We start from the raw sequence: 12,781 nt of genomic DNA on the forward strand, positions 1-12,781 counted from the left end.
CGGATGTCGGTGGGTGGGCGGTCAGGATGATGTCGGGGTGAGGGCGACCTGGTGGCCGAGGGCCTGGAGCTGGCGGACGAGATCGCGGGTCTTGCGGGCGGGGTCGAGGTGCCGCCGGTGCCAGTCGGCGCCGAGCTCCTGGTAGGAGGCGTCCGGGGCGTCGATCAGGTGCCAGGAGATGACGAGTATCGAGCGGACGACGGCGACCAGAGCTTTGGCATGGCCGCGGCGTCTGACGATGCGGCGATAGCGGGCACCGAGGAAGGTGTCGGTCCGTGCAGCGGCATTGGCAGCCTCGCCAAGCGCCCCCTTGAGCCAGGGATTGCCCTGCCCGGCCGGACCCGACGTGTTCTTCGCCCCGGACTGGATCGTCCGGGGGCACAACTTGGCCCACGAAACGAGGTGTTCGGGGGTGGGAAAGCGGCTCATATCCGCGCCGATCTCGGCGAGGATGATCTGTGCGGTGGCGGGTCCGATGCCGGGGACGGCGTCCAGCTTCTCGGCCAGGACGCGAGCAGTTACAACGTCACCGGACGTATCGCTGACGGGACCGTCGTGCGGGGTGGTGATCTCCTCCAAGGTGCGGATGATGAGCCGGTCGAGTTCCTGGATCTGCGCGGTGAGATGGTCGACGGTGCCCAGTAGCACCCGCAGCAGCCGGGCGTGATGGTCCTCGAACTGGCCGGTGAGGGCCTCGACGAGGGAGGGCTTCTTCTTGACCAGGTTGCCCTTGGCGAGATCGGCGAGGGTGCGTGGGTTGCGTTCGCCGGCGACCATCGCGTCGAGCATGGCCCGTCCGGACATGCCGAATAGGTCCGAGACGACGCCGGACAGTTTGATCTGCGCATCCTGCAGGGCCTTGTCGACGCGGTGCTTGTGTCGGGTGCGTTCCTGCACGAACACGGTGCGGGTCCGGGTGAAGTCCCGCAGCTGCCTCACGGCCTTCGGAGGGACGAAGGAGGCCCGAACCATGCCGCGTTCGGCGAGCTTGGCCAGCCAGACCGCATCCAGCTTGTCGGTCTTCGGGCGCCCGGGGACGTTCTTCACATCGCGCGCGTTGACAAGCCAGCAGTCCAGACCGCGGGCCTCCAGCAGATAGAAGAACGGACGCCAGTACGAACCCGTCGCTTCCATGACCACCCGCTCGACACCCTGGCAGACCAGCGTGTCGCCGAGTTCGAGGATCGCGTTGGTGGTCGAAGTGACCGTCCAGACCTTCTGAACGCGCCGGCCCTCGATGGTGTCGTGCGGGACACGCAGGCAGACCATCCCGGCTGCCTTGGCGATGTCGATCGCCGCGACCCGCGCGACCGTCCCGTCGTCGTGGTCTTCTCTCAACTCCTCCATGACATGCCCCCTGTTGCAGTGGCGCAGGCAGGGGCTGCCCGGGAAGCCAAAGGGGTAACAGAGAAGCTGATCGGCGTGCTCAAGGCGACAGTGTGCGGCCCCCTCGGACGACTCCCTCACCAGACTCCTATGCGGGCTCACAGCCCAAACATCAAGCGGCGTCGGCGGACAGCCCCTGTACCGATTTTCACGCCTGCGGGGCGTCACCGCAGGTGAACGGTCGACTCCTATAGATCGTCAAGTAGTCGGCTGAAGGTGTCGAGGCGTGATGTGCGGGCGAGGCAGGTGTCTATAGACCTCTCGAGCGACGAACCGTTTCAGACAACGGATGATGTCCTTCTTCGACATGCCCTGGGCGGTGCGGCGGGCAACGTACTCCTGCGTTCGGCGATCGTGTCGCATGCGGACGATGACGATGGTGTGCAGAGCCCGGTTGGCCTGGCGGTCGCCTCCGCGGTTGAGCCGGTGCCGGTTCGTACGGCCGGAAGATGCTGGGATGGGTGCAGCCGCGCACAGGTGCGCGAAGGATGCCTCGGACCTCAGCCGCTCGGGGTTGTCACCAGCGGTGATCAGGAGCTGTCCGGCGCTCTCGGGACCGACACCCGGCAGGGCGACCAACTGAGGTGCGGCCCTCGTCACCAGGGCCTTCAGCTCAGCGTCCGCATCGGCGATCTCCTGGCTGAGCGCCCGGTGACGACGGGCGAGACGCCGCAGAGCCGTCCTGACGGCGCAGGCTGGGTCCGCCAGATCGCCGGCGGGACGGGAGCGGGCCAGGTGGTCGATCAGATCCACCGCGGGCATTCCCCGGAACTGCTCGCGCACTTCGGCAGGGGCGGTGATGATCAGGGTGCGGATCTGGTTGATGGCCTGAGTGCGGGCCTTGATGGCCGAACTGCGGGCTACCCGCAGGGCGCGGATGGCCTCGCCGATGCCGTCGCGGGACTTCGGCGTCCCCTTGGCGCGGCCCGAGAGCACGGCCGTTGCTGCGGCGTAGGCGTCGACGGGATCGGACTTGCCATTGTCCCTTCGGGCCTTACGGTCGGGCCGGTCGACCTCCACGACGGTGATGCCGTTCGCCGTCAGGAAGCGAGCCAGCTCGGCTCCGTAGGCGCCGGTCCCCTCCACTCCGACAGCGAGGACCTCGCCGTGCGAGCGCAGCCAGTCCAGTAGCTGCTGGTAGCCGGCCGGGCTGGTGGTGAACGGCTCCGTGGCCAGGTGACGGCCGACCGTGTCGATGACTGCGGCCTGGTGGGTGTCGGTGTGGGTGTCGATCCCGCCGATGACGGCTATCTCATCCGCTGCCATGCTGGTGTCTGCTGTCCTTCCGTACGGCACGTGAGGGGCGGCACGCGCGCCGGTCGGGCAGACGGACAAGACAGTGATGGGACCTTTGGCCGGGCTGATCGGAAAATCGATGTCCGGGAGGGCAGGCGGCAGCATCCGGGCCGCTTGCGGCTCGGATGTCGGGGTGGGGTCGGTCAGGCGGATACGGTTTCGAGGGTGACCTGGTGGCCGAGGGCCTGGAGCTGGCGGACGAGGTCGCGGGTTTTGCGGGCTGGGTTGAGGTGGCGTTGGTGCCAGTCGGCGCCGAGTTCCTGGTAGGAGGCGTCCGGGTCGTTGATCAGGTGCCAGGTGATGACGAGCATCGAGCGGGCGACGGCGACCAGGGCTTTGGCATGGCCGCGGCGTTTGACGATGCGCCGGTAGCGGGCGCCGAGGAAGGTGTCGGTGCGGGCAGCGGCATTGGCAGCCTCGCCGAGGGCGCCCTTGAGCCAGGGATTGCCCTGCCCGGCTGGGCCGGCGGTGTTCTTCGCGCCGGACTGGATCGTGCGGGGGCACAACTTGGCCCACGAGACGAGGTGTTCGGGGGTGGGGAAGCGGGTCATGTCCGCGCCGATCTCGGCGAGGATGATCTGCGCGGTGGTCGGCCCGATCCCGGGGACGACGTCCAGCTTCTCGGCCAGGGTGCGGGCGCTTGCGCCACCGGTGCACGGGTCGGCTGCTGGGCCGTCGTGCGGGGTGGTGATCTCTTCCAGCGTGTGGGCGATGAGCCGGTCGAGTTCCTGGATCTGGGCGGTGAGATGGTCGACGGTGCCCAGCAGCACCCTGAGAAGCCGGGCGTGGTGGTCCTCGAACTGCCCGGTCAGGGCCTCGATGAGGGCGGCCTTCTTCCTGGCCAGGCTGCCCTTGGCCAGGTCGGCGAGGGCGCGGGGGGTGCGTTCGCCGGCGACCAGAGCATTGAGCATGGCCCGGCCCGACACGCCGAAGAGATCCGAGACGACGTCGGACAGTTTGACCTGCGCGTCCTGCAGGGCCTTGTCCACCCGGTGCTTGTGGCAAGTGCGTTCCTGGACGAACACGGTGCGGGTCCGGGTGAAATCCCGCAACTGCCGGACGGCCTTCGGCGGGACGAACGAGGCCCGGACCATGCCGCGTTCGGCGAGCTTGGCCAGCCAGACCGCATCCAGCTTGTCGGTCTTCGGGCGCCCGGGGACGTTCTTCACATCGCGCGCGTTGACGAGCCAGCAGTCCAGTCCGCGGGCCTCCAGCAGGTAGAAGAACGGACGCCAGTACGAACCCGTCGCTTCCATGACGACCCGCTCGACGCCCTGGCAGACCAGCCGGTCACCGAGTTCCAGGATCGCGTTGGTGGTCGAGGCGACGTTCCAGACCTGCTGGATCCGCCGGCCCTCGATGGTGTCGTGCGGGACACGCAGGCAGACCATCCCGGCTGCCTTGGCGATGTCGATCGCCGCGACCCGCGCGACCGTCCCGTCGTCGTGGTCTTCTCTCAACTCCTCCATGACATGCCCCCTGTTGTACTGGTTCGGGCAGGGGCTGCCCGGGGAGCCTGAGGGAGTCGGAGAAGCTGATCGGCGTGCTCAAGGCGACAGTGTGCGGCCCCTCGGGCGGCTCCCTCACCAGACTCCTATGCGGGCTCACAGCCCAAACATCAAGCGGCGTCGGCGGACAGCCCCTGTACCGATTTTCACGCCCGCGGGGCGTCACCGCAGGTGAACGGTCGACTCCTATGAAATCACGGATGCCCGACCGGCCGCGCGCAGCGGCACCGCTTGAGAGATCGACAATTCCAAGCAAGGACAACCCAAGTGCCGGTCAGCTGCCGGGTCAGACCTCCAAGCGGTCCCGCGGGCTACATCATCACTGTCAGCTGCTGCAGGAGGCCGCCCTCCCCGGTGAGCTTCACGCCACCGGCCTGAGCCCGGGCAACCAACTCGGCGACCAGCCCGTCATCCACGGCACCTGTCCCGCTCGCAGCGACCTTCCCGGCCTCGGTTTCACTCGTCACGTCAGTCATCAACTGTCGCTTCCAGCTCGGGAGTTACACCACACACCGGGCTCTGTCTCACATCCGGTGGTGACAGAGGGTTATGGCATCGAGAAGCGCACGACACAGCCGATTTCGCAGCTCAGCAGGCACCCTCTCGAACGGCCAAGGCAACACTCCGGCCAGGGTTACCGAGGGCGTTCTGTGCACCCAGCTGCGGCCTGACGTGCGCCGATTACCTGATGCAGCCGGACTCACGCTGTGCTACCACCGGATGTGAGACAGAGCCACACACCGTACAGACCCAGCCCTGCTCGTATCACCCTGTGATCTGCCGCCGGACGGTCAGCGTGTCGGCGGGTTTCCGTCGGGGTGCTCGTGGATCCAGGAGAGGCCGCCGAGGTCGAGGCGCTGGCGGGTGCGGGTGACGGCGACGTAGGCGAGACGTGCTTCGGTGTCGCTGATCGGTCCGGGTACAGGGCGGCCGGTGTCGTCGTGCTTGTCGGTGTCCTTCGGAGGGGTGAAGTCGTTGGCGATCTTCACGCAGGGCCATTCACGGCCTTTGGCCTTGTGGGCCGTTGACACGGTCACCTCGGCCTGTTGCTCCGGTGTGAGGTGGGCGAGGGCGGCCAGGATGGCATCGGTGCCGTGGGTGTCGACGAGGTCGACCAGCGGCTGCAGATCGCGTCCGGCCAGATCGTGGGTGGCGTAGTCCTGCAGTTCGCCCCAGGAGGGGAACAGCACCAGTTCGGGGTGGGAAGTGCGGCGTCCCTCCTTGAGGTCGCGGGCTGCCAGGGCCAAGGCGCGCAGGCTGTCCCCTCCCCCGGCCAGCCCCACGCGGTGTCCCGCGGCCAGCAGGTCCATGACGTGGGTCATGGCGCCGACGTTGGTGCGGCACAGCACGGCGTCGGTCCGGGTGAGCACACCCAGTTCGGTGGGCACCGCGGGGGTGCCGGTGAGCCGGATCGGGGCCTGTGCGATGGCCAGCCAGCGGTTGGCCTCCTGGGCCAGGTGGGGGCCGAAGCGGAAGGACTGCGACAGGACGAGCTGGGTGCCGTCGAAGCCGGTCATGACGTCTCTGGCGCCGCGCCAGTGGTAGATGGCCTGGGCGGAGTCGCCGACCATGACCAGTTGGGCGTGGCCGCGCTGGTCGAGGAAGATCTGCTCGACAACGGGGTTGGTGTCCTGGGCCTCGTCCAAGAGCAGGAAGTCGGCGTCGATCTTCGGCCGGCTGAGGGCCCAGATCTTCAGGTAGTGGTCGTGGTCGAAGCGCACGGCCCCGTCGTCGGGGTGTTGCAGATCGGCCCAGGCCTTCTCGGCGAGCGGCACGATGTGGGCGGCGAGTTGGGTGTGCAGGTCCTCGTCATCCAGGCCGCGCAGACGGGGGACGTGGTGGCGGGTGATCGTCTCGTCGGCGGTATGGCAGAAGCCGGCCACGGTGCGCAGCGTGGCGTTGGAGAGGGCCTTTTGTGAAAGATCGCGTTCGCCGATGCGGATCGGCTTGGTGATGCCGAGGGCCTGTCCGGTCTGCCAGGCGGGGCGGCGGGGGGCGTTCAGGCGGCGGGTGTAGCGGTGGCCGACGGCGGCGTAGGCGAGGGCGTGGGCGGTCTTGCACTGCACGGTTGCCGGGAAACGTGCGCCGGCGTCCTGGGCGATGGCCCGGTTGAAGGCGAGGTAGCGGCCGCGGCGGGAGGTGGCGCGGGCGAGGAGGGCGAGGGTGGTGGTCTTCCCGGTGCCGGCGCCTGCCTGCAGGGCGAGGTGTTTTCCGGCTTGGAAGGCGTCGGCGGCTGCTGCCTGTTCGTCGGTCGGTTTCATGGTGTGGGCCTTTCGGGGAGCCGGGTGAGCGCGTGTCCGACGGCGGACAGCAGATGGGCGGGGGTGGTGTGGGCCAGTAGTTGGCGTACCGCCCGGTCGAGGCGGTCGGTCTCCTGGTCGGCGTGCTCGGCCAGGGCCCGGTGCAGGGCCAGTTCCACGAAGCGCTCCGGGGTCTGCTGCGCACGACGGGCGGCGGCCTTGAGGACGGCGTGCGTAGTCGGCGGGAAGGCGACATTGAGCAGCACCTTGTGGTCTGCGTCCGGGTAGTGCGTGGTGATCACGTCGATCGGCAGCCGTGCGCCGAGCTGGTGGCGCAGTCGGCGGGCGGCCCGGTGGGGGGTCTTGGCGGGTACGAGGGCCATCAGCCGGGTGGCGTCGTGGTTGGCGGCGAGCGGCAGCACACGGGCGGCACGGTGCAGGGCCCCCGGGGACAAGGCCCGGGTGAGCACGATTTCCAGGGCGTGATGCGGCATCGTCATCCCCTGCCGTGCCGGCGGGCCGGAGGGTGGGGCAGGCAGGGGTGGATGTGCGCCGCGTGCAGGAAAGGATCGAAGGGCTGCCATCCGGACAGGGCGAGGTCGGCGACGCCGGGGGCGGCAGCATGTGCGGGGCAGTGCTGGGTACGCCAGCGCAGTTGCTCGCCGTAGGGGAGGCGACCCAAGTCGTAGACGGCCATCAGGGCGTCGGGCAGGGCGAGTTGGCCTCGCTGGGGACCGGTGGGCGGCAGTCTCCAGGCCCCGGCCGGGCCGGTGGGGGCAAGGACCAGATTCGTGCAGCGGTGGCGGTGGCGGGTCCGGGCCACGCAGCGCAGGCTCCCGACGGGGAGCTCGGCAAGGTAGCGGCACAGCAGCATGTGCACGACGGGGCGGTCGGGTTCGCCGGCGCCGATGGCCGGTGTGCTGCCGCTGGGAGGCGGGGCGGGGGTGAAGGCGTCGGCGTCGATCAGGCGGCGGGTACGGACGGCGAGTTGGCGGCGGGCCGCCTCGAGGTAGGGGCTGGGCCGGCAGGTGGGGGTGCGGCGCGGGCAGAGCACCGCGTGCGGGATGCGGCACCAGGCGCTGCCGTCGCCGTACGGGTGGGCGATGCCGCCGCTCAGGTGCCAGCGGCACGAATCGGGGACCTGGGCGGCGGTCAGTTCGGCGGGGTGCAGGGCAATGGGGCGCTGGTCAGTGCGCGGGTACAGGTCAATGCGGTTGCCGCAGTGGCGGCAGCGGCTTTGTTGGCCGGCGCGCAGCAGGCGGCTGGGGCTGGTGGCCGTCACCCGCAGCGGGCGGGGGTGTCGGGTGACGCGGGGGCTGCCGTCCCAGTGGCGGCCGACAGGGGCGGGAGAGGGGCACATGGCAGGGACCGTGCCAGGCGACGCGCAGGCGTGAGCAACGTGTCCGGAGGTATGTCCCACGGCCAGCCCAACGAGCTCGCACATGTGAGCGTTATCGCGGATGACTGTTCTATGCTTGATTGCCCGATCGGGTGATTCGTGACGTGGTGCACGCCGGGACGGGGGCAGGGCTCAGGAACTGGCCGTGCCGGGCGGAGTGTGGTCGTCGCACAAGGTGCCCAGGAAGTACTCGATGGGCACATCGAAGGCGTGGGCCAGGGCGTGCCAGGTGGTAACACTGCCGGTGGTACGGCCGTGCTCGAGGTCGATGAGGGTGCGCCGGGCCAGACCGCTGCGGTCGGCGAGTTCGTCGAAGGTCCAGCCGCGTTCACCCCGCAGGCGCGCGAGCACGACGCGCAGTGCAGTGAGGTCGGGGTCGGGCGGCAAGATCGTCACGCAACCATCCGACGGTGCAGACCCCTGCCCTGTCAGTGCGGGTTTCTGCACTTTCGCCGGAGGTGGGAGTGAGGGCGATATTCGCAGTGCGGGAATCTGCACTACGGTGCGTCCGTCTCGGGGGCCTGCCCCAGTGAGCCCCCGCCACGGCGCGGACGGACGGGAGGACGACCAGCCCATGAAGCTCGGTGGCGCGCATGCCGAAGTACGGCGCATTTGGACAGTGGAACTGCGTCCGCAAGCGGGCGGGCCTACGCTCGTCTGCCCCTCCTGCACCGCCCACACCTCCCCTCTCAATGCATCCTCCGCACGGGCCGCCGCCCTGGCACATCTGGCCTGCCATGCCCGTGCCGACGTGTTGCCGACATATCTGCGCAGCTGCCAGTGCCGGGCGCAGGGTTGTTCGTGGCATCCGCGCCGCCGCGGGTGCGCCGGGCCGGTGCTGCTTGCCCTCACACGCGACCGAGGCGGCCGCGCCTGGCGGCTGGCCGACACCTGCGCGGCCTGTGCGGCGGCGACCAGCCATACCGCCGTGGTGCCGGACACGCTGGTCAACTCTCCCCGGCCGCTTCCCCCCGCCTGCCCGCCGCAGCAGCCGCTCGCCGGGCTCCGGGCGGAGCACGACGAGCGGCTGCGGGTGCGGGTGCGGGAGATGCTCACCTATCTCGGCGCTGCGCTGCCCGGGTTCGTCTCCTCCGCCGGCCGGCTCCTCGCCCTGCAGTGCGCCCTGCGCACCGACAGCCGTGGGAGCGTCCGGCTGCCGGTGGGCCTGCTGCGCGGCATGCATCTGGGCGGGCACCGGGAGCTGTGGCAGGAACTGGCCCACGCCGGCTGGCTGGAGCCGCCGACCGTCAGGTCGGTGCCCGTTCAGGCCCGGCTACTCGATGCCACAGTCCTGGACCAGGTACCCGGCCGCCGTGCCCGCTGCCGCGCCGCCCACTGGGCGCTGCACCCCGCCCCGTTGGCCCTGCCGGCCGCGCCGCCCGCCCTGCGGCTGACCGCTCTGGTACTGGCCGCGCACATGTGCGCCGATGTCGAACACAGCGCCGACATGGACGTCCTCGCTCGCCTGTGCGGGCACTCACCGCAGCAGATCGGAGAGCTTCTCGACCGGCTGGTGACCACCTGCACGCTGGGGGCCTGGCAGCACAACCGAGAGACCGACGAGGTGTCCTGGCAACTGCCCAAGCCCCTTGCACGAGCCCGCCCTGCAGCCCAGCCCCGCAGTTGCCGGGCCCCACGGCCTTGAATCCGGACTCGGGCCAAGGACACCGTTCGAGAGGAACAACCGGCTCCGCCTGCCCGTACTATCCCTACACCAAGGCGCCTTGCGGCAGCGGCGTCCCTTGCAGCGCCGCTGGCACAGACCAAGAGGGACGCTGCCCGGTCCGAAGCCCCCACAGACCTGCACCACAGCTGCCAACGAGGAAAGGGCCAACGCGATGGCCGAGAGCACGACCATTGCCACAAGGCGCTGGGTAGTCGAGCGAAGTCTGGGTTGGCTTATGTTGCACAGGCGCCTTTCTCGCGATTACGAGACCTTCCCGCCGGCTCCGAGGCCATGCTCCACATCGCCTCGATCGACAACCTCGCCAAGCGCATAACAGACGAGACGACACCAACCTGGCGAGGGACCTACTAGAACAGAAAGGGCAATTCGCCTAGATCAAATGCCCTCTCAGAACAGCCAAATCGATTGCTCATCCGGCAAGTGAAGTGCTCAGTCACAGCCGGAGCGCGTGGAAGGAGCACCACCTTGGTCAGTAGTCGACGTCGAGGTAGTCGATGTCGGTGAAGTCCACCAGCAGGCCGTGCGCGCGCCGTCCGCGGTCCTTGAAGTAGATCTCCTGGAGTCCTTCGGCCACGATGTCCTGGAGCTGTTGCTCGGCGGCTCCGGCGGCATGTGCGTCGAAGAGCCGTGCGGCGTAGGCGGGCGGCAGGCCTTGGGTGATGGGCCGCAGCCGCGGGTCGTCGGTGGTGCCTGGGGCTGCGGTGAACCCGAAGCGTGCCCGGGTGTCGATGACGATGCCGCCGGTCGTGGCGGCCTGCTTTTTTGCCCTCTCGCGCACCCGGGGCTGCCACCTTTTACGGACCTCGCCGGCGAGCCGTTCCGCGAGGTTACGGCGGGGCTGTTTGAGCTGTCCGGTGAGGTAGCGCTCGACGGTGCGCTGGGTGACGCCGAGCAGGTCGGCTGCGGCCTGGGTGCCCTTGGTCTGCTTGACCAGGTATTGCATCTGCTTCTGGGCCGACTTCGGCAGGGGGCGGGTGAAGTGTGCGGCGTCGGCCTTGTCGAGGCTTTCGGCGAGGATGCCCATCGGTGCCTACTCCCCTTCGTCCTGGCCGGAGACGATGCCGGTCTTGATGTGCCGGGCGATGTTCACTTCCGGGCCGTATTCCTCGAGCAGGCCCTCGGCCCACAGCACGCTCTGGGTGCCCTCGTGCTTGACCATCCCGGGTGAGACGCCGATCCGGAAGCCTCCGGGCAGCGGCTTGCCGTCCTGGTAGGGCAGGAAGTCGAGGGGGCTGGGGCCGTCGGAGGCGTATACCGCGCAGTCCGAGAGGATCGCGACCGGGTACAGGCCGGCGTGGTGGGCGAGTTTGAGCATCTTGCGGTGCATGTTGACGCGGGCGCTGGCGATGACGGCGGCGCGGATGTCGGGGCGCCAGGTCGGGCGGGCGAGGGCGGGCCACGCCTCGCCCGGCCGCCATCCGCCGCTGCGGGCCCGCTCGCGCAGTTTGCCGATACCGCCCTTGACGGTGGCCTTGACGGCGCTGAGCACCGCGGCAAGGACGGGGTCGGTCTGCTGATGGGTGGCCATCGCGGCCAGGAACTGTTCCTCGGGCATGCCCGGGGTGACGCCGAGGTCGGCCATGGTGGCGATGTAGGCGTCGCGCAGCCGGGTGTACCAGGCGTCCAGGTAGGGGCCGTGTTCGTAGCGCAGGTAGGCTTCGATGGGACTGACCTGGTAGCCGAGTTCGACGGCGTAGGCGATGGTGGGGGTGGCGTACCAGGCCGGTCCTGTGGGGCGTTCGCCGTGGGGGGTGAACGGGCTGGGCAGGCGCTCGTCGAAGGTGATGTGGGAGAGGTCGACGAGCCAGGAGCCGGGCAGTTTCGCGTCGAAGGTGGGGCGGTGGACGTGGACGGGAGCGGACAGGCCGACGGTGAGCCGGTTGGCGGCCGCGGCGAAGGCCATGTTGACGTCGATGCCGACCACGTAGGGCTTCATGCATTCCGCGTCCGTCAACGGTCTGGCCCACTGGTAGGCCTCTTCGTCCAGCACCTGGTCGGGGGTGCGCTGGTGGAAGCGGGGATACAGGGCGGCGACGGCCGGATGCCCGTCGGGGGCCTCGGGCGGAGCGCACTCCACCCGTTCGGTCAGCGAGCCGGGCATCGGGGCGGACACCCACCCCCCGCTGGCCGGGTCTTTCACGGCGCGGGTCGGGGGGCGCAGCGCGGTCATCAGTTCCAGTCCGGTGACCGCGGTGGAGCCGCACGGGGTGAGCACACGGGTGGCGTAGGTGCCCAGCAGGCGGGCGAGTTCGGCCGGCTCCAGTTGGTGTGCCGTGCCCCAGGAGCGGGTGTCGAGCGCGCCCCAGGGCACGACGGCGAACTGCACGCACTGGCGGCGCGCACCGTCGGCCGTGCGATAGACCCGCGCCCAGGGGCCGAAGCCCCGCTTCGTCAACTTCCATTGTGCTGCGGCGAGTTGTTTCAGCGCCGGGTGGTCGTCGGGCAGGCGCAGGCCGCGCCGGTCCTCCAGCACGGTCGGCAGGCTGAGGCGTTGGACGGCGGAGGCGGTCAGCGCGATCAACGGGTCGGCGTCCTTGCCCGAGCGGTGCAGTCGGGCAGCGCCCAGGTGCGCCTCGCGCAGCGTCCACTCGACCAGCGTGGGGAGATCGGTGAGCGGGCAGTCGAGGACCAGGCCGCCGGTGCAGTACGCCGAGCCGTCCCCGTCGACGACGGCAAGCGGCCCGTTGGCGAAGCGCGCGTCCCCCGCGGCCGGGGCCGCCGTCTTCTTGACCGTCGGTCGGCGCGCCGCCACCGGCGGGCGAACCGGGGTTGCCTGGCCTGAGGCGGACACGACGGGCGATGTGGGCGCTTGCGGCTGCGAGACGACCGTTGGGCTGGTGCTAGATCCCGACGCCGAGCCGGAGGGCGACTCGGGGGCGGGAAAGCGGGCCGTGAGGCCGTCAAGGAGACGGATGTAGGCGGCCCGCCTGGGAGGGCGCGGCTCGGTGCGGCCCGCCTCCCAGCCGGTCACCGTCTCCCGCCGCACATCCAGCGCCTTCGCGACCTGATCCTGACTCAGGCCTGCGGCTTCCCGCAGCCGCTTGCGTTCGGCGGGATCCGGCAGCGCTTCCGCCGCCGTCTGCTCCAGCAGGGCGTCGACAGAAGCGAAGAGCCCGTCCTGTTCATCGGACACAAGAGCCACCTCCACCCCAATCCTACATGGAACACACATTGAATCGCACACGAAACGCACAACAGGCGCGTTGGAGCTGAGGCGGATATCGGCAGCACGGCGGCCCGCTGATCTCTCGCACCGAAGGTTGAG

Annotated in this window: 11 protein-coding genes and 1 pseudogene; 2 read left to right on the forward strand and 10 right to left on the reverse strand. The window is 69.7% G+C overall.

Going from position 1 to position 12,781, the window contains the following annotated elements; translation table 11 throughout:
- Positions 1–21: 21 nt before the first annotated feature.
- From AB0M11_RS20775 to AB0M11_RS20810, 8 genes are all read right to left on the reverse strand, one after another.
- The gene (locus AB0M11_RS20775; RefSeq protein WP_365707486.1) at positions 22–1,347 is read right to left on the reverse strand and encodes an IS110 family transposase; all 1,326 of its coding nucleotides are present in this window, start codon (positions 1,345–1,347) and stop codon (positions 22–24) included.
- A gap of 237 nt (positions 1,348–1,584) precedes the next feature.
- Complete coding sequence (locus AB0M11_RS20780; RefSeq protein ID WP_365707488.1) at positions 1,585–2,652, reverse strand: IS110 family transposase; 1,068 nt, start codon at positions 2,650–2,652, stop codon at positions 1,585–1,587.
- Between the two features lie 173 nt (positions 2,653–2,825).
- Positions 2,826–4,151 carry an IS110 family transposase gene (locus AB0M11_RS20785; protein WP_365707490.1) on the reverse strand — a complete coding sequence of 442 codons (1,326 nt, stop codon included), beginning with the start codon at positions 4,149–4,151 and terminating at the stop codon, positions 2,826–2,828.
- Positions 4,152–4,501: 350 nt separating this feature from the next.
- Entirely contained in the window at positions 4,502–4,666 is a 165-nt protein-coding gene (locus AB0M11_RS20790) for a hypothetical protein (RefSeq protein WP_365707492.1), read from the reverse strand.
- Between the two features lie 315 nt (positions 4,667–4,981).
- A complete protein-coding gene (locus AB0M11_RS20795) occupies positions 4,982–6,451 on the reverse strand; it encodes a UvrD-helicase domain-containing protein (protein ID WP_365707494.1) in 1,470 nt (489 codons plus the stop codon).
- On the reverse strand, positions 6,448–6,930 hold the full coding sequence (locus tag AB0M11_RS20800; protein WP_365707496.1) for a hypothetical protein: 483 nt from the start codon (positions 6,928–6,930) through the stop codon (positions 6,448–6,450). The genes AB0M11_RS20795 and AB0M11_RS20800 overlap by 4 nt, the downstream gene beginning before the upstream one ends.
- Entirely contained in the window at positions 6,927–7,790 is an 864-nt protein-coding gene (locus tag AB0M11_RS20805; protein ID WP_365707498.1) for a DUF6083 domain-containing protein, read from the reverse strand. Before AB0M11_RS20805 ends, AB0M11_RS20800 begins: the two co-directional genes overlap by 4 nt.
- Before the next feature lie 171 nt (positions 7,791–7,961).
- A complete protein-coding gene (locus AB0M11_RS20810) occupies positions 7,962–8,225 on the reverse strand; it encodes a helix-turn-helix transcriptional regulator (protein WP_365707499.1) in 264 nt (87 codons plus the stop codon).
- A 439-nt stretch (positions 8,226–8,664) separates the two neighbouring features.
- Here AB0M11_RS20810 and AB0M11_RS20815 point away from each other — a divergent pair, with 439 nt between their 5' ends.
- Entirely contained in the window at positions 8,665–9,474 is an 810-nt protein-coding gene (locus tag AB0M11_RS20815) for a hypothetical protein (protein WP_365707501.1), read from the forward strand.
- Positions 9,475–9,694: 220 nt separating this feature from the next.
- A pseudogene (locus AB0M11_RS20820) lies at positions 9,695–9,867 on the forward strand (IS5/IS1182 family transposase); the annotation flags it as partial.
- 118 nt (positions 9,868–9,985) lie between these two features.
- Here the strand turns inward: AB0M11_RS20820 and AB0M11_RS20825 are convergent.
- Together AB0M11_RS20825 and AB0M11_RS20830 are read right to left on the reverse strand one after the other, a co-directional pair.
- Positions 9,986–10,540: an XRE family transcriptional regulator gene (locus AB0M11_RS20825; RefSeq protein WP_365707503.1), complete on the reverse strand. Its 555-nt coding sequence runs from the start codon at positions 10,538–10,540 to the stop codon at positions 9,986–9,988.
- A gap of 6 nt (positions 10,541–10,546) precedes the next feature.
- Positions 10,547–12,649, reverse strand: a complete 2,103-nt coding sequence (locus AB0M11_RS20830) for a helix-turn-helix domain-containing protein (protein ID WP_365707505.1) — start codon at positions 12,647–12,649, stop codon at positions 10,547–10,549.
- Positions 12,650–12,781 lie beyond the last annotated feature (132 nt).

The sequence above is a fragment of the Streptomyces sp. NPDC051987 genome, assembly GCF_040680735.1.
In the GTDB taxonomy this organism is placed as follows: domain Bacteria; phylum Actinomycetota; class Actinomycetes; order Streptomycetales; family Streptomycetaceae; genus Streptomyces.